Below are 21,039 nucleotides of genomic sequence, written 5' to 3'. Positions count from 1 at the left end.
CCTGCGCTGCCCGCGGTGCTGTTCCCGACGCTAGTACGCGCCGGGACTACTGCTGAAGCTGACCGGCACACTGATCGTGGCCTGCCCCCCGTTGATGAGATTCACCCCGACGTTCACTGCAGTGCCGCCAACGGCACCACCGCTGGCCGCCGCGCAGGCGCTGCCACTGGTGGCGCTGCAGGTCCAGGCGCCACGCAGCGTGGTGCCGCTGGGCAGGCTGTCAGTGACCACGGCATTGGTCACCGCGTCCGGGCCGTCATTGCGCACCAGCAGCGTGTAAGTCGCAGTGCCGCCCGGCGTGTAGCTGCCGCTGCCGTCGGTCTTGGTGATCGACAGATCGGCCTGGCGCGTTCGATTGGTGATCCGGCAGACCAGCGTCACCGCGGTGGCGGTCATCGCGGGCGCCTGCAGCGTGAAACTGCCGCCGCTGCCAGAGGACACCACGGCGTTGTTCTGGTCGGTGCACTGCCACGTGCTCGCATAGCGCGTGAGCGTGGTGCCGGCCGCCGCCGCTTCGGCCAATGCGTAGCTGCCACCGGGGACAGTGATCACCGCCGCGGTGGCACCGTTGTTGCCCACGTTGCTGGCCGAGCCGACGGTGCTGCCGTTGTAGGTGATGGACAGGTTGAAACGGCCGGTATCGCTGGTCGGCTGCAGATCCTTGACCAACTGCAGCGTCGCCGCACAGGCCTGGGTGATGCCTTCCACAGTGAAGACCGCCTGGCCGATGCGGATGCCGAGCAGGCCCAGCACGTTGTCGACCAGCCCACCCAGCAGCGCCGTCAGTACGGGCGTGACCAGCCCATTCACCTGCGTCCGGATCGGCGTGAGCAGGGTGTTGACGATGCCGTTGACCAGATCCGCCACCGGCAGGGGCAGCGCGATCCCCCCCAGCAGCGTCACCGTTGGATTGCCGCTGGTGACCTGGATGCTGAGCGAGTTGACCAGGGTGGACACCATGGTCGCCGCACTGATCGTACCGGCGCTCAGCGTGCGGGTCTGTGGATACGGGCCGGTGAAGCTGGCGCTCTGCAGCCCGGGGGTGGCCGTGGCGAAACTGCGGATGCTCACCGTCAGGGGAACGGTGATATCGGCAATCGGCGTCTGCAGGCCGAGAATGTTGGCCGACACCCGCACGCGAACGCTCAGTGAGGTGAGCGTGGCAGCACTCAGCGCGCTATCACTCAGCACGGTGCTGCGATTGAAGAACGTGGCATCGCTGATCTGGCCGACGTACAGGTTCACCAGTCCCGGGCGCGCCTGCAGGGTGACCGCGTTGCCGACCAGGTTGATCGCCGAGATCGTGCCTTCGGCCCGGGCGACGTCGGCATACACCTGCAGGTGCAGCACGTCGGCGCTGACACTGGTGTTGGACAGGGTGACGCCGAGTAGATTCAGACCGCTCAGGGCCGCTGACAGCGTGCCGGTGTTCAATCCCTGCACGAGATCCAGATCGAGCTTGATCCGGATCGCAGCGCTGTGGAACGCCGCACCGGCTGCGCCACAGGTGTAGACGGGCGGCTCGATCACCTGCGCCCACAAGCGCACATTGGCCACGCCATTGAGACCGAGCGCAGCGGTGTTGACGGTGATCGGTGTGGGCGTGGTGAGCACGTTGCGGAAGTTGTAAAGCTGCACACCGCCGGTGAGCAGATCGAGCACATTGAGCCGCACGGTCGCCAGCGAACCGGTGGGCAGTGCGATCTGCAGGATGTCGGCCAGGCGGATGCTGCCCGTGGTACCGGCTACGCCCAACGGCAGTGCATTGAGGACGTTGGCCGCTGCCGTCTGCCCATCGGCCTGCAGCACCTGCACCATCGCCGCGCGGAGTTGGCCCAAGGTGATGTTGGTGTTGAGCACCTGGCTGGGATCACTGACCACCACGCCGCCGTTGAGTTGGGTCAACAACGCATTGAGATTGACGTTGGCGCCGGCCAGGTTGTTCCAGTCGGCCACGCTCAGATTGAGGGTGGTACCGGGCAGCAGGGCGCCGAACAGCAGATTGAGCACCGGGCTCTGGGTGGAATCGATCGAGGCCAGCCGCGGGCCCGCGCTGACGCACGCGCCCGCAGTGCACGCCGACTGGGCATTGGCTGAAGAAATACCGGCACTTAATGCGATCAGCGTCACAAATAGCAGGATTTTGGCAATCAAACTGAATCGCCTTAACGCGAGCTTCACACCAGAAACTTTATCCATCGGCCATCCCCTGCGTCCTGGCCGAAGCCGCCTGTCACCGGCCGGTGGGTACCGACCATGATCGACAGGGCATCGGCCTGCTTCCGATGTTTTGGATATCCCGGCGCGTCATGGCCGGCTTGAGGGATTAACTACGTGCACGGATGGAAACCGTCAAACCGGCCACATCCAATGCAGGGGGAAGTTTCACTGTCGGCTCGCGGTTTCTCGGTGGAGCGCATAGTGCGACAGTGGCGGCAAGTGATTCTGTACAGAGCAGGAAAAGAATCACTGCCCGGTAAGTATCGATAACCATCCACCGATCAAGGAACGAGAAAGGGGAAAGCCATGTTGGCGATGTCGGATCGAATTCGCGCAGCACGCACCAGTGCAGGGATGTCACAGACACAGTTGGCCGTGGAAACCGGCGTCAAACGCAGTGCGGTCGCGCAATGGGAACGTCGCGGCGGTACGCACCCGAGCGTGTCGCACCTGGCACATATCGCCGTCAGCACGCGCGTTCGTTTTGAGTGGTTGGCCACGGGCCGTGGCGTGTGCAAGGCCAGCGGCGAAGAACTCACCGTGAGCACGCCCACCCAGGACTACGTGCGTGATGATCTGGAAGGCAACGTGCTGTCGCTGCTGCGGCGCCTGCCGCCGCGCAAGCGGCAGGTCGCGCAATCCATCATCGAGATGCTGGTCGTGTAGGCCAGCACCGTCGCGGGTCAGGCCGGAAGATCCAGCGGCGCATCGCGCGGCGGCAGCGACCAGTCGATGCGGCCGTGGCCGCGGCGCTGCAGGTACTCGTTGGTCATCGAGAAATGCCGGCACCCCAGGAAGCCGCGATGCGCCGACAACGGTGACGGATGCGGTGCCTTGAGCACGCGGTGCCGGCCGGTATCGATGACCTTGCCCTTCTGCTGGGCGTAGCTGCCCCACAGCAGGAACACCAGGCCCTCGCGCTCGCGGTTGAGGGTATCGACCACGTGGTCGGTGAAGCCCTCCCAGCCGCGCCGCTGGTGCGCACCGGCGCTGCCCGCTTCCACGGTCAGCACCGCGTTGAGCAGCAGCACGCCGCGATGCGCCCACGGCAGCAGGCACCCGTGGTCGGGGCGCGGAATGCCCAGATCGGCCTCGATCTCTTTGTAGATGTTCAGCAGCGACGGCGGCACCGGCACGCCCGGCATCACCGAGAAACTCAGGCCATGGGCCTGGCCATACCCGTGGTAGGGATCCTGGCCAAGGATGACCACCTTGACCTGGTCGAAGGGCGTAGCATCGAACGCGGCGAAGATCTGCGGGCCCGGCGGAAACACCTGCGCACCGGCCGCCTTGCGCTGGCGCAGGAACGCGGAGAGGTCACGCATCTCCGGGCGCAGCAGGTAATCACCGATACGCGTCTTCCAGCTCGGTTCGAGCTGGATGCTGGGTACTACATCGTCATTCATCGCAATACAGGTTTGTCGTTGAGGCGGGACAGACGCAGCTGGAACAGCACCTTGGTGATGAGCAGCCGCTCTTCGATCGGCTTCTGCACCAGATCATTGGCACCGGCCTGGAGCAGCCCGGATTGATTGTGCGGGTTACCGTCGCCGGTCATCACCAGCACCGGCAGGCGGCGCTTGCCGTAGCCGAAGTCCACGCGCACGCGCTGCACCACATCGCGGCCACTGAGTTCGCCCTTGAGCGTGACATCGGTAAGCACCAGATCGATGCGGTGACTGCTGCGGCCGAGCGACTCGGCGGTGAGCAGCGCGAAGGCGTCTTCGGCCGTCAGCACGTGCAGCACGTTCAAGCCCTGCCGTTCGAGCATGCGCTTGGTCGCCTCGGCCACCACGCGGCTGTCCTCGACATACAGGATCGTCGCGCCCGGAATCGTCTCCGGCTGGACATAGCCGCGGATGAAGGTGGCCAGCGCTTCGTGGCCGAGCGCCTTGTCGAAGTAGTCGGTGACGTACTCGGTGAAGCGACGCTGCTCCAGATGCTGCTGCGCGTCGCCGGACACCACGATGACCGGCACATAGGCCTGGCCCGCCGCGTCGCGCACGATGCGCGCCAGGTCCAGCCCGTCGCCGTCGCTCAGAGTGAGCGAGGTGGTGACCAGACTGACCGGCCCGGCGTCGAGTGCCGCACGCGCCTCGGCGATGCTCGCGCAGCCCACCACCTCCACCGCCGGCAGTTCGCGTTGCAGCACATCGGCAATCAACTTGCGGACCAGCTTGGAACCATCGACGACCATCACGCGCGGCGCATCGTCGGCGAGGTGCTTCAGGACTTGCGGGCGCATGCGGGCCTCAGGTTTCGGTCGGACGGGTCTGGCGCAGGAAATGCCCTGTCACCAGCCAGGCGCCCAGCCAGCCCAGCACGACGGTGCCGAGCAGCACGAACGACGAATGCAGCAGATCCAGACCATGTAGCACGAACGGGCTGCCGTAACTCTGCGAGAGTGCCGCCAGCGGCGGGCGCAACGCCAGCCCGGCCGCGCCGATCAGCGCCAGCGCGACGGCACCGGCCCCCAGGCCATACCACGCGCCCAGATACAGGAACGGGCGGCGGATGAACCCATCGCTGGCCCCGAGCAGCTGCAGCACACCGATCTCATCGCGGCGGGCCTGGATGTCCAGGCGCACGGTATTACCGACCACCAGTGCGGCGCCGAGGCCGAGCAGGACCGACAGCACCTGCACCAGGCGCGTACCAAAGCCCAGCCAGCCATCCAGGCGCTTGCGCCACAGCGCATCGTGCTGGACCAGGTCGGCCTGCGGCAGGCCTTCCAGCGACTGCGCCAGGCGCGCGTCATCGGCGCCCTCGCCCGGGGTCACGATCAGCAGGGTCGGCAGTGGATTGTCATGCAGCGCATCGATCGCCTCACCCAGCCCGGCGCTTTCGCGCAGCTCGGCCAGGCCCTGCTCCGGGGTCTGCACGGTGACGTTGGCCACATCGGCGCGGCCGCGCAGGGTCTCGGCGACCTGGCGGGCCGCATCGGTACCGGCATCGGTCTTGAGGAACAGGTTGATGTCGCGCGACTGCTGCACGCTGCCGGCGAAGTGCTTGAGGTTGTCCAGCGCGATCGACAGGCCCAGCGGCAGGGCCAGCGCGAGCGCCATCACCATCACCGTGAGCAGGGTCGCCCACGGCTTGCGCCACGCGCGGCCGAGGCTGAAGACCACGCTGTGGCCGTGGTGGTGCAGCCACACACCGAAGCGCGAGGGCGCGGCGGTTTCTTTGGTCACCGGGGTGTTCATTCGGCCAGGTCCTGCGGCGAGATGTCATCGACCAGGCGGCCGTGGTCCAGGATCAGCACGCGCTTGCGCATGCGCCGCAGCAGCGCGAGATCGTGGCTGACCACCAGCACGCTGGTGCCGCGGTCAGGCAGCTCGGCAAACAGCGCCATGATTTCCGCCGCCAGCGTGGGATCCAGATTGCCGGTCGGCTCATCGGCGACCAGCAGCTTGGGCTCGCCGACAATCGCACGGGCGATGCCGACGCGCTGCTGTTCACCGGCCGACAGCTGGGAAGGCAGGGCTTTTTCGCGGTGGCCCAGGCCCATGCGTTCGAGCACCGAGCGCACGCGCTTGCCGATCTCGTTGCGGCGGGTGCCGCGCAGGATCAGCGGCAGGGCAACGTTCTCGGCGATGCTGCGGTCCATCAGCAGGCGGTGGTCCTGGTAGACCGCACCGACCTCACGACGATGCCGCGGGATACTCCCGCCACGCACCTTGAGCAGGTTGCGCTCATCGAAGATCACCGCGCCGCGGCTGGGCCGCTCGTCGAGATGGATCAACTTGAGCAGGGTGCTCTTGCCCGCACCGGAATGGCCGGTGACGAACAGCATCTCCCCGGGGGCGACATCGAAGCTGACGTCCACCAGTGCCTGGTGGCCGCCGGCATATTGTTTGCTGACATTGTCAAAACGCAGGACGCTCATTCCCTGATTATGCAGGACGAGGGTGGCGGCGTGGAGGTGGGGTGTATCTGTGGGTGCCGACGGTTGGTCGGGGGAAGCGCCATCGCATTCGCGCTGTCGCCCCACGGTTCGCTGCGCAAACCGTGGGCCCCTCCCATCAGCACCCGATCCCCGTCGCTTCGCGACCGCCCCCTTACCAAGGGGGCTATACCCCCCAGGCATCGAGGGTCGCGCGTCCCGTCTTACGAACCGGACAGCATCCGGCGGATCTTGCGGCCCAGGCGGGTCAGGAACGACGCGCCCGGATCGGCGGCGGGCGTGCCGCGCATCGGCTTGGCGGTCACCTGCACCGGGGTCACCGGGCCGGTGGCTGCCGCGCCCTCGGCACCTTCGACCGGACGGCCGTGGCGACGACGACGGCGCTTGCGCGGCGCGCGCTCACCTTCCACCGCCGGGCTGCCATCGGCAGACGGCGCGGCGGTCGGGGCCAGCTGCGGCTTGACCTCGGCCTCGACGGCGGCGACCGGCTGCTCGCCTTCCACGTGCGGCTTGCGCTCGCGACGCGGCTTGCCATCGGCACTGCGCTCGCCCGGTGCGCGGCGCTCGCCACGACCACCGGCCGGCTTGCCGCCACGGCTGCTGCCACCGCCACGACGCTGCTCTTCGGCGGCACGCGCTTCGCGTGCTTCGCGGAAGATCTGGCCGACGCTTTCGTTCTCGTCGCCCTCGGCATCACCTTCGCCTTCCGGCGACCGTGCACGCGGCGCGCGCGGGATCGGGGTCAGGATTTCGCTGGTGACCGGCTCGACCGGGATCTTCTGCTCGATGTAGGCCTCGATGTCCGGCAGGCCCATCGCGTAGCGCTCGCAGGCAAAGCTGATCGCATCGCCTTCTTCGCCCAGACGCGCGGTGCGGCCGATGCGGTGCACGTAGTCTTCCGCATCGAACGGCAGATCGTAGTTGTAGACGTACTTGATGCCGTCGATGTGCAGGCCGCGGGCGGCGACATCGGTGGCCACCAGGATTTCCAGCTGGCCCTTCTGGAAGCGGTTGAGCAGGCTCTCACGCTTCTTCTGCGGCACATCGCCGGACAGCACGCCGACGCGGTAACCGGCCTTTTCCAGCGAACGCGCCACGCGCTCGACGAACACCTTGGTGTTGACGAACACCATGGTGCGGGCACCTTCGCTGCGCGAGAGCAGGCCCAGCAGCAGCGGGATCTTCTCTTCGTCGGCCGGGAAGTAGATGCGCTGGCGCACGCGGGCGGCGGTGATCGATTCGCTCTCCACCACCAGCTTCTGCGGCTCGTTCATGTGCTCATAGGCCAACTCCAGCACGCGATGGCTGAGCGTGGCGCTGAACAGCAGCGTCTGGCGCGTGCTGCGCTCGGGCATGCGGCGCAGCAGGAAGCGGATGTCCTTGATGAAGCCCAGGTCGAACATGCGGTCGGCTTCGTCGAGCACGCAGATTTCGCAGGCGTGCAGCGAGACCACTTTGTGCTGCTTGACGTAGTCGATCAGGCGGCCCGGGGTGGCGATGATCACGTCAACACCCTGCTGCAGGATCTCGCGCTGCTTGTCGTAGTCCACGCCACCGTAGACCAGCGCGAAGCGCAGGCCGAGGTCGGAGCCGAACTTCACAGCATCCTTGTGGATCTGGATGGCCAGCTCGCGGGTGGGGGCCAGGATCAGCGCGCGCGGGTCTTCCGGCTTGCGATCAGCCAGTGCCGGGCGGGTCAGCAGGCGGTTCACCACCGCGACCAGGAAGGCCAGGGTCTTGCCGGTGCCGGTCTGGGCCTGGCCGGCGACGTCGCCGCCGGGCAGCGCGACCGGCAGGGTCAGCGCCTGGATGGGCGTGCAACGGGTGAATCCGGCTCCTTCAAGGCCGGCCTGCAGGGCCGGATGCAGCTCGAAGGAGGAGAAGGTCAAATCGGTCAGCGGTTTGTCGCTCATGAGTCCGTCTTGGTAAGGCCAGCCGGCAGAGGTGCGGGTGGCTTGCATCATCTTGGGGGGCACCGTCGCAAACGGCCCCTGCGCCGGGATTGGCGGGGCCGGACTCGGGTCCAGGGCGCCGCGCAATGCCCCAGTTTAGCGCAATGTCGGCGGCAAACCGGGGTGGACGGTCGCACCGACCTCTGAGAATACCCGGCCTCAGGGCGTCTGCCCGCACGCCAATTGGCCGGGAAGCGCCGTAGACCCCGCGTTCACAGGCCCTGCCGCCGGTTGAACAGGCCACCGCCGAGGGCTGGAAGCAGGCCCCCGCCTGCCGCATATCTGACGTGACCGCCCTGCCCTGCACAGGGGGCGATCACGGGATGCTTCTTTCCAACCAGCGTCTGTCCGGTCACGACGATAGCGGTACACTTCGCCCCGTGAGCGTCCAGGCATCCGCCGTACGCACCGCTGGCCGCCCGCGGCCACGAGGCACCAGACGAGGGTCACGCCCACTTGGCGTTGCCCAGGTTCAACTTCCTCCGGCCCTGCCGGGTGCATTACCAGACGAGAAACCAAGATGAGCGACAAGGTTGTACATGTCGGCGACGCCGACTTTGATAGCGCAGTGCTGAATTCCAAGGAACCGGTGCTGGTCGATTTCTGGGCCGAATGGTGTGGTCCCTGCAAGATGATCGCCCCGGCACTGGACGAACTGGCCGATGCCTACAACGGCCGCGCCAAGATCGCCAAGGTCAATGTGGACCAGAACCGCGCTCTGGCCGCCAAGTACCACGTGCGCTCGATCCCGATGCTGCTGGTCTTCAAGGACGGCGAAGTCCAGGCCCAGCAGATCGGTGCCGTCGGCAAGGCCCAGCTGGCCGGCATGCTCGACAAGGCCCTGGCCTGATCGCAGCAGGCAGCCGGCACCGTCCGGCTGCCACGCGGGCCCGTCGCCCGCATGAATGACCCTGCCCCACCCGGCTTGCGCGCCGCCGCGAGCCGGTGTTAGTGTCGGCATATCCGGCCGCATTCGCGCGCCGCATCTTCTGGACGCAGTTTCCTTCCAGATCCTTTCCCAACGTTCGCCGCCCTGCCGGGCGCTCGCACCTTCTAGCGAGGAATCCAGCACTTGTCCGATATCACTACTTCCGAACCCGGGAGCGCCGACGCGCCCGCCGAGAAGCGCGTGCGCAAGCCGCGCGTCGCCAAGGCCGCCGCCAACACCGCTGCCGAAGCCGGTTCCCCCCCCTCACAACCCGCTCTGCCTCTGGCTGCCGCGTCTGACGCGCCGGCGCCGGCTGCCGCTCCTTCGGCAGCCCCGCAGGCATCGGCGCCGGCAGCTTCTGCCGGTGGCGACGCATCGCCCTCGCAGGGCGGTGGTCAGCAGGACACCGGCGACGGTGGCCAGCGCAACCAGAACGGCCGCAACCAGAACCCGCAGGGCGGGCAGAACCCGTACCAGCAGGGCCAAGGTCAGAACCAGGGCCAGGGCCAAGGCCAAGGCCAAGGTCAAGGCCAAGGCAATCGCCGCGACCGTTTCCGCAATCGCCGTGACCGCAACCGCGGTGGCGATCGCTACAACGACGACGGCATGCCGCAGGACAACGGCGAACAGCAGCCGTTCGTGCGCAGCCAGCAGGCCAACGTGCCCGAAGGCTTCCCGGTCTATTCGCTGAGTGACCTCAAGCGCATGCCGGCACAGAAGCTGCTGGAAATCGCCGAGCAGCTGCAGATCTCCGAAGGCGTGGCCCGTGCCCGCAAGCAGGACGTGATCTTCGCCCTGCTCAAGGTGCTGACCCGTCATGGCGACGGCGTTGCTGCCGATGGCGTGCTGGAAATCCTGCCGGACGGCTTCGGCTTCCTGCGCGCGGCCGAAGCCAGCTACCTGGCCGGCCCGGACGATACCTACATTTCGCCCAGCCAGATTCGCCGCTTCAACCTGCGTACCGGCGATCATCTGTCCGGCCGCATCCGCTTCCCGAAGGACGGCGAGCGCTACTTCGCGCTGTCGATCGTGGACACCATCAACGGTGAGCCGCTGGAAGCGTCCAAGAACAAGGTGCTGTTCGAGAACCTGACCCCGCTGTTCCCGCGCAAGCGCTTCACCCTGGAACGTGGCAACGGCTCGTCCGAAGACATCACCGGCCGCATCCTCGATCTGATGGCACCGCAGGGCAAGGGTCAGCGTTCGCTGATCGTCTCCCAGCCCAAGGCCGGTAAGACGATGATGATGCAGCAGGTGGCCACGGCGATCACCACCAATCATCCGGACGTGCACCTGATCGTGCTGCTGATCGATGAGCGCCCGGAAGAAGTGACGGAAATGCAGCGCACTGTGCGCGGCGAAGTCATCAGCTCCACCTTCGACGAGCCGGCCGCCCGTCACGTGCAGGTCGCCGAAATGGTGATCGAGCGTGCCAAGCGCCTGGTCGAGCACAAGAAGGACGTGGTGATCCTGCTCGACTCGATCACCCGCCTGGCACGTGCGTACAACAACGTCGTGCCGAGCTCGGGCAAGGTGCTGACCGGCGGTGTGGACGCCAACGCCCTGCACCGCCCGAAGCGCTTCTTCGGCGCTGCGCGTAACGTGGAGGAAGGCGGCAGCCTGACCATCATCGCTACCGCGCTGGTCGATACCGGCAGCAAGATGGACGAAGTGATCTACGAAGAGTTCAAGGGCACCGGCAACAGCGAAGTGCACCTGAGCCGTCGCATCTCCGAAAAGCGCGTGTTCCCGGCGATCGACATCAACCGCTCGGGTACCCGCCGCGAAGATCTGCTGATCGAACCGGAACTGCTGCAGAAGATCTGGATCCTGCGCAAGCTGCTGCATCCGATGGATGAAATGGCTGCGATGGAATTCCTGCTCGACAAGATGAAGAACACCAAGTCCAACGACGAGTTCTTCGGTTCGATGAAGCGCTGATCCGCACTGCATCGAAACACAACGAGGCCCCGCACTGCGGGGCCTTTTTGTACCCCTTCGCTGATGCCGTTCCAACCGCATCCCGGCTGGCGCGGCACCCTTCCTGCCCGTGATCCCATGCGCCCGTTGTCCGCCCGCCTCAACCTCGGCACGCTGATCCTTGCCCTGGCCCTGCTCAGTGCCCTCATCGCGCTGGCCAATACCCTGCATGCCAGCTACCGCGTGCAGCGCGAACAGTTGATCGGCAACACGCTGGAAGCCAACCGTGTGTACGCCAGCAAGCTGGCCGAATCGACCCAGAACTTCGTGCTCTCGGCCCAGCAGCAGATCGCCTACAGCGCGACCGTACTGGGCCAGCGCCGGCATGACCGGGCGGATCTGGAAGCCGAAGCCGCACGCCTGCAGCTGCAGACCAACAGCTTCAATTCGGTGCTGATCGTCGATGCCGGCGGCACCGTGCTGGCCACCTCGCCGCAGAGCCTGGCGCTGCAGGGCGTGCTGCTCAAGAGCGTGGGCAATCGCGATGCACTGGCACGCCGCGTGCCGTTCATCAGTGATCCCTACGAGTCGGCGACGGGCCGGCTGCTGGTCGCGATCTCGCACCCGATCTTCACTGCGCACGGCGAGTATCAAGGCTACATCAGCGGCACCATCTACCTGCGCCAGCGCAGCATCCTGCAATCGCTGCTGGGCAAGCATTACTACCGCGACGGCTCGTACCTGTACGTGGTCGATCGCCATGGCCGCATCCTGTATCACATCGAACACGACCGGATCGGCCAGTTCGCGCTGGAGAACCCGGCCGTGCAAGCGGTCACCCAAGGGCATTCCGGCGCGCAGCAGGTGCTCAACAGCCACGGCGTGCGCATGCTGGCCGGTTACGCGCCGGTGCCGAGCGTGGGCTGGGGCGTGGTGGCCCAGCGCCCCACCGCGGCCACACTGGCCTCGCTGTCCAAACTGATGTCCTCAGTGATCTGGAACGCGATTCCGCTGGGCATCCTGTCACTGCTGATCACCTGGTGGTGCGCGCGGCGCATCTCACTGCCGCTGTGGCAGCTTGCCCGCAACGTGCAGAACCGCGACACCGGCATCGCGATCCGCCACGTCACCGGCATCCGCGCGTGGTATTACGAAGTCGCCCAGCTCAAGACCGCCCTGCTCTACAGCTTCAACCTCCTGCAGGACCGCATCGGCAAGCTCAACCGCGCCAGCATGACCGACCCGCTCACCGGCCTGCAGAACCGACGCGGCCTCCAGCAGGGGCTGGAAGACTGGCAGGCCCGTGGCCAGCCGTTCGGGATCATCGCGCTGGATATCGACCGCTTCAAGGCCATCAACGACCGCTTCGGCCACGCGATCGGCGATGCGGTGATCCTGCGCATCGCACAGTTGATGCGCGACGGTTCGCGCGACACCGACCTGCTGTGCCGCAACGGTGGGGAAGAATTCCTGATCCTGCTGCCAGGCAGCGATGCTGCCGCCGCCGCCCGGGTGGCCGAGCGCCTTCGCCTGCAGGTGGCCGCCGAAGTGTTCGAGCAGGTCGGCGCCGTCACTGTTTCGCTGGGCGTGGCGCACTACCCCACCTACCACAACGACCCGCAGCAGGCCCTGCGCCTGGCCGACAAGGCGCTGTACATGGCCAAGGAACAGGGCCGCAACCGCACGGTGGTATACCCGCAACCCGACAGTACCGGCATCGGGTAAGCAGCGCATCGCGGGCGCAGCACGCCCGCGATGTCCGGCGGCGCGTTCAGCCGCTGAGCGGCGTGAGCAGGCGCGGTGCGTTGGGATCGTCGGCCAGGGTCGCCGTACCATCGGTCAGCAGATCCGGCGAGAACCCGGCGCTGTCGGCGCCGGTCACCCACGGGATGCGGCTGCGCGGGCCGGGGATGTAAGCGCGCCAGTGCCCCAGATCATCGGCAGGCGTCTGGTTGATGGCGAAGGTCACCGGCACACGCAGCGTGCGGTAAGGCTGACCGAGGGCGGTATCGCCGGCGCTCTGCGGGAAGCGCCACTTGCGTGCGGCCTCCAGCGACGCCTTGGCCAGGCCACTGCGGAACGCGTCCATCTGTCGCGGCGTGCCAGCGCTGCGCAGGTTGACCTGCTCGGCGATCCGGTCGATCACCCGGCCCTCTCCGTCGACCTTCAGCGCCAGATACACCGTGCCCTGCCCGCCATTGCGGAATACCTCGGCCGGATACCGTGGCGGCAACATCCGCCCCCGGATGTCTGCTGCACGTTCGGCATCACTCTTGGCGGGCTCGAAGTGCGCGCTGACCAGCCGCACGTTGAACGTCTCGTTCGCCCCCGGCCGCGCCACCACGCGCACGGTCATGCGCGTGTCCATCGGCACCGGCACGCCGTCACGCACACTTGGCTCGAACTGCCACTGCTGCACCGTGTTGCGCACCAGCGCGGCTACGGCATCGGGAAGCGCGTCCTGCTTGTCGATCTCCAGCGCAGTGATACGCCCGTCGCTTCCAATGGCCAGCGCGCCCTCCACGCGCATCCCCATTTCCACCGACACATCGGCCGATAGCTTGGCGGCATGAGTAGGGGCTGCCGCCAGCAGCAATGCCGCCGCAATTGTCTTGATGATATCCATCGTGGTGTTTCTCCTCATGCGATCCATCGTCATCGCTGTCGACAGAATAGTGCGCAATGAACACGCGCCTTATTTGGTCGACACATGGTTGGCAACCTCACCAGAGACGCCCTCTTTTTTTTCGTCAGCCCTGACCCAGCGTAGTCTTCAACTGCGGACCGGTCTCTTCACCCGCAAGGTAGACGCCATCATCGAGGGCATCCGGCGCGACCAACTGCGGCTCGGGCGCCAGCCAGGGTGCGGTGTTCCGAGGGCCCGGCAGATACGGCTCCCACCGTGGCGCATTGCGATCGGCTGGCGGTGCGAAGCGCACCGGGAAACGCACCACCCACGTGTCGCGAGCGGCCCGTGGGCCCTGCGTGGGCACCCGGAAGTGCCAGTCGCGCACGGCCTGCGTGGCACTGTCGGCGAACGCTGCCCGGGCTGATGCGATCTCGCGCGGCGATACCAGCACGCGCAGATTGACCTGCTCTGCCAGCACGTTGCGGACCTTGCCGTCGCGGCCAACCTGGATCAACAGAAACACATCTGCCGCTGCATCACGCCCAACCCTGCGCGTGGGGAAGGTCGGAACCGATCCCCTTTCACGGGCCACGATGGTCGGATCGTTCGCGTCGTAATCGACAAAGCTGGCGTGGCGAATCTCCACACGCGCACTGCCATCGTCGAGGGTCTTGCCGATCAGGCGCAGCGTCATCGGCGTGGTGATGGCGACGGACTGGCCGTCGCGTACGGTGGGCTCGAACTCCCATTGCTCGACTGAATCTTTCACAAAGGTGACGACGCCTGCCGGAATCGCGCTTTCCCGATCCAGGCGCACCGCAGCCACGCGGCCGTCCGCACCGATATCAAGGCTGCCCTTGATCCGCATGCTCGACTCCACCTGGCTCTGGAGCGCGCGCATGCTCGGTGCCGCATGAACGTCCTGTGCTGCCAGGCCTACGGCAACTGTTGCCACGCCAAGCGCCAGTACCCACTGCCATGCCACTTTCATCAATTCGACTCCCTGTCCTGATGGTCTGTCAGCCTAGCAAACTCTGCAGGTTGGTTTGGAGACTTACCCGCACCCTCATGCTCATTGAGGGGCTCGGATGATGCACCACAGCCAGAATGATCACCCGCCAAGCGGGGTCAGCAGTTTCGGTCCCGTGCTGGCGGCGTCCGCCATGAACACGCCGCCGGCGGGCAACAGGTCGGCATTGGCATCGGCGCTCAGTGCCTTGTCGCTGCGCCACGGGGCCTGCTGGTGCGGGCCGGGAATGTACGCGTCCCAGCGGCCGTAGCGCTCCACCTCATCGCTGAACGAGAATCGCACCGGCACCCGGATGGTCCAGCTCGCCTCGTCCTTCTGATCTCCGGTAGAGGGCGCCTTGAAGGTCCACTTACGTGCGGCGCCCATCGACACGCGGGCCAGCTTGTCGCGCATTTTCCGCATGTTCGCCTCGTTGGCGATCACACGAAGATTGACCTGCTCGGTGGCCACATCCAGCACCTTCCCGTCGCGCCCGACCTGTATGAGCAGCAGGACATCGCCACGCCCGCGCGCATTGAAGACATCCTCGGGATACACCGGCGGCGACATCTTCACCTTGGTGACGTTGTCGGTCGAGGTTTCGTCGTACGTCTCGAAGTTCGCTGCCAGCAGCGTGATCAGGCCGGTGCCATCGGGGTTGTTCTTCGCACCCAGGCGGATGGTGGCCGGCGTACGTGCCTTGACGGCCTGGCCATTCACTCGCACCGGGGCGAACCGCCACGTCTTCACGGCACTTTCGACGAACGTGACGATGGTCTCGTCGACCTGCGCGCGCTTGTCCAGGCGGAACGCCTCGACCTGGCCTTCGGTGCCGATATCGATCTCACCGGTCAGCACCATGCTCGCTTCAGCCTGCTCGCGGACCTCGCGCTTCGTCTGCGCGGCCACATCGAACATCGTCGACGCCCCCATGCCCCCCAGTACAAGCATCAACGCAATTCCTCGGAATGAACGCATTTCCACCTTCTCCTTGTGAATGCATCCAAGCCTAGCCCAGGTTCCGGCCGAGGCCTATCAGGCAAGTCTGTTACTGGCTGAATAGGGAGGCGTATCCGGATACTCACCCGCGGCGAAGCCGACCTGCAGCCGCTGCCACCACACTGGATCGAAAAGAGGCGCGAAATGCTCGCGCACCGCGGCCAGCTCGAGTGCCGGCAGGCCCATGAACATCCAGAACCGTTCCGGGAACACATCCCGTGGCCCGATCTGGAACCACGGCTCGTCAGCCAGCGCTTCCTCCTCATTGCGCGGCGCCGGCCACGCACGGAAGTTGCACTCGGTGACCAGACACAGCTCGTCGTAGTCGTAGAAGACCGCACGTCCATGCCGCGACACGCCGAAGTTCTTCGGCAGCATGTCCCCGGGAAAGATATTGTTGCGCGCCATGTCGGTGATCGCCTGCGCATAGTCGAGCGCGGCGACGCGGCGTGCCTCGGCGGTCTGCTCACGCAGGTACAGGTTGAGCGGACGGAACCGCCGCTGCACGTAGCACAGCGCGATCACCAGTTCGTCGCCGTCCTCGCGCACACTGCTGGCGCACTGGGTCAGCAGCTCCTCACGCAGCGCCGAGGAGAAGCGCGCCCGCGGGAAACGCAGGTGCCGATAGGGCTGCGCATCGAGCAGCCGGCCGACGCGATCCAGGTTGAACACCAGGGCGTACTTCTCTTCGACCTGGTGCCGGGTCATGGTTTTCGGCCAGGCGAAGCGGTCCCGGATCAGCTTGAACACCAGCGGATAGCTGGGCAGGGTGAACACCGCCATGACCATGCCGGGCGTGCCGTCGGCATGCACCAGCTGCTCACCTGGCTGTTCGTGGAAGTGACGGAAGAACGTGCGATAGCGTTCGGTCTTGCCCTGCTTGGCACGCCCGAGCACGGTGTAGATCTCATCGACCGGCTTGCCCGGCAGCAGGCTGCGCAGGAACACCACCGCATCGCCCACCGTGGCCAGATCAGCTTGGAAATAGCTGCGCGAGACGCCGAACAGATGCGCGACATCACGGCGCCGGGTCAACACCGCATCCACGCGCAGGCCGCGCTCGTCATGCACCAGCGCGATCACGCAGGGCGAGAAGCGATGCTCACCGAATACGCGCCCCACCAGATAGGCGCGACGCTCGCGATAGAACACGGTGTCGAGCAGTTCGATGCTGCGCACCGGGTAGTCGCCCCAGTGCGCCAGATCGTCCTGCAGGCGCACCGCGATCGCAGCGGCGCAGCGCAGCTGGTGCGCGTACGGCACATCGAAGCGATAGTCTCCAAGTACGCGCATGAAGGCATCGGCCGGGCGCGTGGGCGACAAGGTGTAGCTGTGCCGCGCGACCGGATGGGTAATGGCATCGGAGGGCTCCACGTCCATCGCCATGAACTCGATCGCCCCGTCCACACCGCGGGTGGCGAACAGCCGGCGCGCCAGCGTGTTGTAGAAGGTCTTGTACAGCTCGGCGTCGATCAGCCCCGCCAGCAACGCCGCATAGGCCGTGCGCACCTGCAGCCACAGCGCGCGCTCGCCGATGCGCTCACCGACTGCACGGCGCAATTCATCCACGGTCTCGGCGATACACCGGTCGTACAGCCCGATGCGCTCCACGGCGTCCTGCCGTGCACCGGCCCAGTCGCGCCGTTCGAAGCGCTGCCGCGCACGCCGCGAGATCGCCGCGAAGCGCGCGTGGTAATCCTCGAACCCATCGCGGATCAACCGCGCAAGCGCCTCCGCTGACGCAGTCATGCGGTGCCACCGATGAGGCATGGAACGTTCTGGCAGGAACAGCGACTGCGCATGCATCCACTTCCACAGGACCTGCTGCCACCATACGGCAGCGACTGGGCGCTTGCCCAGCGGGCGCCCACAAAAAAACCCGCGCCGAAGCGCGGGTTCTTCATCGATCACCGCAGCCGCGGGACCGCTTCGTTACAGCGCAGACAGCGCGCTGTTGAAGGTGGTGCTCGGACGCATCGCGGCGCTGGCCTTGGCCACGTCCGGACGGTAGTAGCCGCCGATGTCGACCGGCTTGCCCTGCACCGCCGCCAGCTCGCCAACGATGGTCTGCTCGTTCTCGGCCAGGGCCTTGGCCAGTGGAGCAAAGCGGGCCTTCAGCGCGGCATCGTCATCCTGCGCGGCCAGGGCCTGGGCCCAGTACAGCGCGATGTAGAAGTGGCTGCCGCGGTTGTCGATGCCACCGAGCTTGCGTGACGGCGACTTGTCGTTGTCCAGGAACTGGCCGTTGGCCTGGTCCAGGGTCTTGGCCAGCACGGTGGCACCGGCGTTGTCGTAACGGTTGCCCAAGTGCTCCAGCGAGGCCGCCAGCGCGAGGAACTCGCCCAGCGAATCCCAGCGCAGGTAGTCCTCTTCCACGAACTGCTGCACGTGCTTGGGCGCCGAACCACCGGCACCGGTCTCGAACAGGCCGCCACCGGCCATCAGCGGCACGATCGACAGCATCTTGGCGCTGGTGCCCAGCTCCATGATCGGGAACAGGTCGGTCAGGTAGTCGCGCAGGACATTGCCGGTCACCGAGATGGTGTCCTCGCCCTTGCGGATGCGGTCCAGCGAGAAGGCGGTCGCTTCCACCGGGGCCAGGATGCGGATATCCAGGCCGGTGGTGTCGTGGTCCTTCAGGTAGGTCTCGACCTTGGCGATCACCTGCGCATCGTGCGCGCGGGCGGCATCCAGCCAGAACACCGCCGGGGTGCCGCTCAGGCGAGCGCGGTTCACGGCCAGCTTCACCCAATCCTGGATCGGGGCGTCCTTGGTCTGGCACATGCGCCAGATGTCACCGGTCTGCACGGTGTGCTCGAACACCACGGCGCCCGCCTCATCGGAGACGCGCACGGTGCCGTCGGCCGGGATCTGGAAGGTCTTGTCGTGCGAGCCGTATTCCTCGGCCTTCTGTGCCATCAGGCCGACGTTGGGCACCGAGCCCATGGTGGCCGGGTCAAACGCACCGTGGGTGCGGCAGTCGTCGATCACGGCCTGGTACACACCGGCATAGCAACGGTCGGGGATGACGGCCTTGGTGTCCTGCAGCTTGCCATCGGCATTCCACATGCCGCCGGAGTCGCGGATCATCGCCGGCATCGAGGCATCGACGATCACGTCGCTCGGCACGTGCAGGTTGGTGATGCCCTTGTCCGAATTGACCATGGCCAGGCCCGGGCGCTTGCCGTACTCGGCGGCCAGATCGGCCTTGATCGCTTCCTGGGTCGCTTCGGGCAGCTGCGGCAGGCGCGCGAACAGATCGCCGATACCGTTGTTCGGATCGAACCCGGCCTGCTTGAGCACCTCGGCATGCTTGGCCAGCACGTCTTTGTAGAACTCTTCGACGACCACACCGAACATGATCGGGTCGGAGACCTTCATCATGGTGGCCTTCAGGTGCAGCGAGAACAGCACGCCCTTGGCCTTCGCATCGGCGATCTGCGCCTGCACGAACGAGGCCAGCGCATTGCGGCTCATCACCGCGGCGTCGACGATCTCACCGGCCTTGACCGCAGTCTTTTCCTTGAGCACGACGCTGCTGCCGTCGGCTTTGAACAGTTCGATCTTCAGGCTGCCGGCAGTGGCCAGCGTGGCCGACTTTTCGCTGCCGTAGAAGTCACCGCCATCCATGTGCGCGACATGCGATTTGCAGTCCTTGGACCACTTGCCCATGCGATGCGGGTGCTTGCGGGCATAGTTCTTGACCGACAGCGGCGCGCGGCGATCCGAGTTGCCTTCGCGCAGCACCGGGTTCACCGCGCTGCCCTTGACCTTGTCGTAGCGCGCCTTGATGTCGCGCGAGACGTCGTCGGTCGGCACGTCCGGGTAGTTCGGCAGTGCGAAGCCCTGGTCCTGCAGTTCCTTGATCGCGGCCTTCAGCTGCGGCACCGAGGCGCTGATGTTGGGCAGCTTGATGATGTTCGCATCCGGGGTGGTCGCCAGCTGACCCAGTTCGGCCAGGTGATCGGCTTCTTTCTGGTCGTCTTTCAGATAATCCGGGAACAGGGCCAGGATGCGGCCGGACAGCGAGATATCGCGGGTTTCCACGGCGATGCCGGCGGTGGCGGTGTAGGCCTCGACGATCGGCAGCAGCGACTGCGTGGCCAGGAACGGGGCTTCATCGGTGAGCGTGTAGAGAATCTTGGGCGTGTTCGACATGGGGGATCAGGGCTCTCTTGCAGATCTCGTGAATGATGGCCGACGGCAATGCCGGGCCGCGTGCAACCGTGTCGCGTGCAGGGCCTCGCACAGCCTGGCCCGCACTTTCCCCGGGGACCGCGCCAACCAACGGCGCGCACGGCGGGAAACCCCAGCATTGTCGCGTTTTCAGCCCCCCGGAGCAAAGCCATCCCATACGCAAACGTACTGGAACGCTGTGACCCGGCCGGTCGGTATTGGGATGCAGCGCTGGCACCCCAACGGGGCGGCGATGGTATCGGTTGCAACCGTCCTGGCGCAGCGCGCTTCGGAAGGGCGCGCATAAAAAAGACGCAGCCTCGCGGCTGCGTCCATCGTGAGCCTGTTGCCGGGAGAGAGTCGGCGTCTAGGCTTACTTGACCTCAAACTCCTGCGGCGATCCAGCCGCCTTACCATCTACCGTGACTTCCGCGCGGTACTTGCCCGCCGGCCAGCCATTGGCATTCTTGAAGGAGATGTTGGTGGTCTCGGCACCGGTGGTATTGACCACCTGGTTCTGCTCACCGGCGACCTGACCGTTCTGGAAGGTCAGCTTGGCCGCCACGTTGGCATTGTTGGCGCTGCCGTCGGTACGAATCGAGACAATGATGTCGTCCTTCGGCGCGAACAACGCAGCCGAAGTAACCGTCTTGTCCGCCGCGGCGGTCTTGCCGACAGTCACGTTGGAGACGTTCACCCCGGCCGCAGCGGTCATCGGCTGCGGGGCGGCTTCGGTCATCGGCGCCGGTGCGGCCGGTGTGGTCGCGGCCGGCTGCGCGTTGTTGTCAGCGGTGTCTTCTTTCTTCTTGCAGCCGGCCACGGCCACGGTGGCCAGAAGCGCGGCGAGAACGGCAGTACTGATGGACGACTTCTTCATGGAGATTGCTCCCTGTTGGATGGTGGGCAGTGCAGCGGATCAGGCTTTGGGCGGCAGTTTGAGCGTCTGGCCCGGTTGGATCTTGTCCGGGTCGTCCAGTACGTCGCGGTTGGCCTCGAAGATGCGCTTCCACGCATTGGCATCGCCCAGTTCCTGCTTGGCGATCTTCGAGAGCGAATCGCCCTTCTGCACCGTGTAGGTGCCTCCGACCTTCTCCGCGGTGGTATCCACCGAGGCGGTCACGCCCGAGAAATCGACCTGATCGACTTTCTGCGCGGTGGTATCAACGCTGGCGCTGACACCGGAAAAGTCGACTTTCTTATCGGTACTCATCCATACACTCCCGTCTTGATTGACGACATGGGAGGCACGGTGTCACAGCCCTTGTTAATGGGGCATGGCGTGGATGTGAAGACGCGCGGAAC

Annotated in this window: 17 protein-coding genes; 4 read left to right on the top strand and 13 right to left on the bottom strand. The window is 66.0% G+C overall.

Annotation, left to right across the window (positions count from 1 at the left end; translation table 11 throughout):
* Positions 1 to 30 precede the first annotated feature (30 nt).
* Positions 31 to 2,154, bottom strand: coding sequence for a DUF11 domain-containing protein (locus tag EDF74_RS09990; protein WP_123729993.1), 2,124 nt, complete (start codon positions 2,152 to 2,154; stop codon positions 31 to 33).
* Positions 2,155 to 2,526: 372 nt separating this feature from the next.
* On the opposite strand from EDF74_RS09990, the gene EDF74_RS09985 reads away from it, so the two are divergent.
* On the top strand, positions 2,527 to 2,886 hold the full coding sequence (locus EDF74_RS09985) for a helix-turn-helix domain-containing protein (RefSeq protein WP_123729992.1): 360 nt from the start codon (positions 2,527 to 2,529) through the stop codon (positions 2,884 to 2,886).
* A 17-nt stretch (positions 2,887 to 2,903) separates the two neighbouring features.
* Here EDF74_RS09985 and ung read toward each other — a convergent pair whose 3' ends face one another.
* The 5 genes from ung to rhlB form a co-directional block, all read right to left on the bottom strand.
* The gene (ung, locus tag EDF74_RS09980) at positions 2,904 to 3,626 is read right to left on the bottom strand and encodes a uracil-DNA glycosylase (RefSeq protein ID WP_123729991.1); all 723 of its coding nucleotides are present in this window, start codon (positions 3,624 to 3,626) and stop codon (positions 2,904 to 2,906) included.
* Positions 3,623 to 4,465 carry a response regulator gene (locus tag EDF74_RS09975; RefSeq protein WP_123729990.1) on the bottom strand — a complete coding sequence of 281 codons (843 nt, stop codon included), beginning with the start codon at positions 4,463 to 4,465 and terminating at the stop codon, positions 3,623 to 3,625. The genes ung and EDF74_RS09975 overlap by 4 nt, the downstream gene beginning before the upstream one ends.
* Positions 4,466 to 4,472: 7 nt before the next feature.
* Positions 4,473 to 5,423 (bottom strand): permease-like cell division protein FtsX, encoded by a 951-nt coding sequence (gene ftsX, locus EDF74_RS09970; RefSeq protein ID WP_123729989.1) that lies wholly within the window; start codon positions 5,421 to 5,423, stop codon positions 4,473 to 4,475.
* Positions 5,420 to 6,106, bottom strand: coding sequence for a cell division ATP-binding protein FtsE (ftsE, locus tag EDF74_RS09965; protein WP_019183511.1), 687 nt, complete (start codon positions 6,104 to 6,106; stop codon positions 5,420 to 5,422). Before ftsE ends, ftsX begins: the two co-directional genes overlap by 4 nt.
* Positions 6,107 to 6,327: 221 nt before the next feature.
* A complete protein-coding gene (gene rhlB, locus EDF74_RS09960; protein ID WP_123729988.1) occupies positions 6,328 to 8,037 on the bottom strand; it encodes an ATP-dependent RNA helicase RhlB in 1,710 nt (569 codons plus the stop codon).
* A gap of 559 nt (positions 8,038 to 8,596) precedes the next feature.
* On the opposite strand from rhlB, the gene trxA reads away from it, so the two are divergent.
* From trxA to EDF74_RS09945, 3 genes are all read left to right on the top strand, one after another.
* Complete coding sequence (gene trxA / locus EDF74_RS09955; RefSeq protein ID WP_019183509.1) at positions 8,597 to 8,926, top strand: thioredoxin TrxA; 330 nt, start codon at positions 8,597 to 8,599, stop codon at positions 8,924 to 8,926.
* Positions 8,927 to 9,148: 222 nt separating this feature from the next.
* Complete coding sequence (gene rho / locus EDF74_RS09950) at positions 9,149 to 10,945, top strand: transcription termination factor Rho (RefSeq protein ID WP_123729987.1); 1,797 nt, start codon at positions 9,149 to 9,151, stop codon at positions 10,943 to 10,945.
* Between the two features lie 117 nt (positions 10,946 to 11,062).
* Positions 11,063 to 12,649 (top strand): sensor domain-containing diguanylate cyclase, encoded by a 1,587-nt coding sequence (locus tag EDF74_RS09945; protein WP_123730841.1) that lies wholly within the window; start codon positions 11,063 to 11,065, stop codon positions 12,647 to 12,649.
* Between the two features lie 46 nt (positions 12,650 to 12,695).
* Here the strand turns inward: EDF74_RS09945 and EDF74_RS09940 are convergent, their stop codons facing one another.
* The 7 genes from EDF74_RS09940 to EDF74_RS09910 form a co-directional block, all read right to left on the bottom strand.
* A complete protein-coding gene (locus tag EDF74_RS09940) occupies positions 12,696 to 13,550 on the bottom strand; it encodes a protein tonB (protein WP_123729986.1) in 855 nt (284 codons plus the stop codon).
* A gap of 124 nt (positions 13,551 to 13,674) precedes the next feature.
* Positions 13,675 to 14,421: an energy transducer TonB family protein gene (locus EDF74_RS09935; RefSeq protein ID WP_148045938.1), complete on the bottom strand. Its 747-nt coding sequence runs from the start codon at positions 14,419 to 14,421 to the stop codon at positions 13,675 to 13,677.
* Positions 14,422 to 14,664: 243 nt separating this feature from the next.
* Complete coding sequence (locus EDF74_RS09930; RefSeq protein ID WP_148045937.1) at positions 14,665 to 15,513, bottom strand: energy transducer TonB; 849 nt, start codon at positions 15,511 to 15,513, stop codon at positions 14,665 to 14,667.
* Between the two features lie 84 nt (positions 15,514 to 15,597).
* Positions 15,598 to 17,310, bottom strand: a complete 1,713-nt coding sequence (aceK, locus tag EDF74_RS09925) for a bifunctional isocitrate dehydrogenase kinase/phosphatase (protein ID WP_123730840.1) — start codon at positions 17,308 to 17,310, stop codon at positions 15,598 to 15,600.
* 183 nt (positions 17,311 to 17,493) lie between these two features.
* Complete coding sequence (locus tag EDF74_RS09920) at positions 17,494 to 19,719, bottom strand: NADP-dependent isocitrate dehydrogenase (protein WP_123729983.1); 2,226 nt, start codon at positions 19,717 to 19,719, stop codon at positions 17,494 to 17,496.
* A 391-nt stretch (positions 19,720 to 20,110) separates the two neighbouring features.
* On the bottom strand, positions 20,111 to 20,614 hold the full coding sequence (locus EDF74_RS09915) for a hypothetical protein (protein WP_123729982.1): 504 nt from the start codon (positions 20,612 to 20,614) through the stop codon (positions 20,111 to 20,113).
* 39 nt (positions 20,615 to 20,653) lie between these two features.
* The gene (locus EDF74_RS09910) at positions 20,654 to 20,947 is read right to left on the bottom strand and encodes a LysM peptidoglycan-binding domain-containing protein (RefSeq protein ID WP_070426094.1); all 294 of its coding nucleotides are present in this window, start codon (positions 20,945 to 20,947) and stop codon (positions 20,654 to 20,656) included.
* Between the last annotated feature and the right edge of the window lie 92 nt (positions 20,948 to 21,039).

It is taken from the genome of Stenotrophomonas rhizophila (genome assembly GCF_003751305.1).
GTDB classification, from domain to species: Bacteria; Pseudomonadota; Gammaproteobacteria; order Xanthomonadales; family Xanthomonadaceae; genus Stenotrophomonas; species Stenotrophomonas rhizophila_B.
This window is presented reverse-complemented; position numbering and strand designations above follow the sequence as displayed.

Bases quoted from the DNA above. Each gene is read 5' to 3' on its own strand.
- EDF74_RS09985 (WP_123729992.1), top strand. From the start codon at position 2,527: ATGTTGGCGATGTCGGATCGAATTCGCGCAGCACGCACCAGTGCAGGG.
- ung (WP_123729991.1), bottom strand. From the start codon at position 3,626: ATGAATGACGATGTAGTACCCAGCATCCAGCTCGAACCGAGCTGGAAG.
- EDF74_RS09975 (WP_123729990.1), bottom strand. From the start codon at position 4,465: ATGCGCCCGCAAGTCCTGAAGCACCTCGCCGACGATGCGCCGCGCGTG.
- ftsX (WP_123729989.1), bottom strand. From the start codon at position 5,423: ATGAACACCCCGGTGACCAAAGAAACCGCCGCGCCCTCGCGCTTCGGT.
- ftsE (WP_019183511.1), bottom strand. From the start codon at position 6,106: ATGAGCGTCCTGCGTTTTGACAATGTCAGCAAACAATATGCCGGCGGC.
- rhlB (WP_123729988.1), bottom strand. From the start codon at position 8,037: ATGAGCGACAAACCGCTGACCGATTTGACCTTCTCCTCCTTCGAGCTG.
- trxA (WP_019183509.1), top strand. From the start codon at position 8,597: ATGAGCGACAAGGTTGTACATGTCGGCGACGCCGACTTTGATAGCGCA.
- EDF74_RS09945 (WP_123730841.1), top strand. From the start codon at position 11,063: ATGCGCCCGTTGTCCGCCCGCCTCAACCTCGGCACGCTGATCCTTGCC.
- EDF74_RS09940 (WP_123729986.1), bottom strand. From the start codon at position 13,550: ATGGATATCATCAAGACAATTGCGGCGGCATTGCTGCTGGCGGCAGCC.
- EDF74_RS09935 (WP_148045938.1), bottom strand. From the start codon at position 14,421: ATGCGGATCAAGGGCAGCCTTGATATCGGTGCGGACGGCCGCGTGGCT.
- EDF74_RS09930 (WP_148045937.1), bottom strand. From the start codon at position 15,513: ATGCTTGTACTGGGGGGCATGGGGGCGTCGACGATGTTCGATGTGGCC.
- aceK (WP_123730840.1), bottom strand. From the start codon at position 17,310: ATGACTGCGTCAGCGGAGGCGCTTGCGCGGTTGATCCGCGATGGGTTC.
- EDF74_RS09920 (WP_123729983.1), bottom strand. From the start codon at position 19,719: ATGTCGAACACGCCCAAGATTCTCTACACGCTCACCGATGAAGCCCCG.
- EDF74_RS09915 (WP_123729982.1), bottom strand. From the start codon at position 20,614: ATGAAGAAGTCGTCCATCAGTACTGCCGTTCTCGCCGCGCTTCTGGCC.
- EDF74_RS09910 (WP_070426094.1), bottom strand. From the start codon at position 20,947: ATGAGTACCGATAAGAAAGTCGACTTTTCCGGTGTCAGCGCCAGCGTT.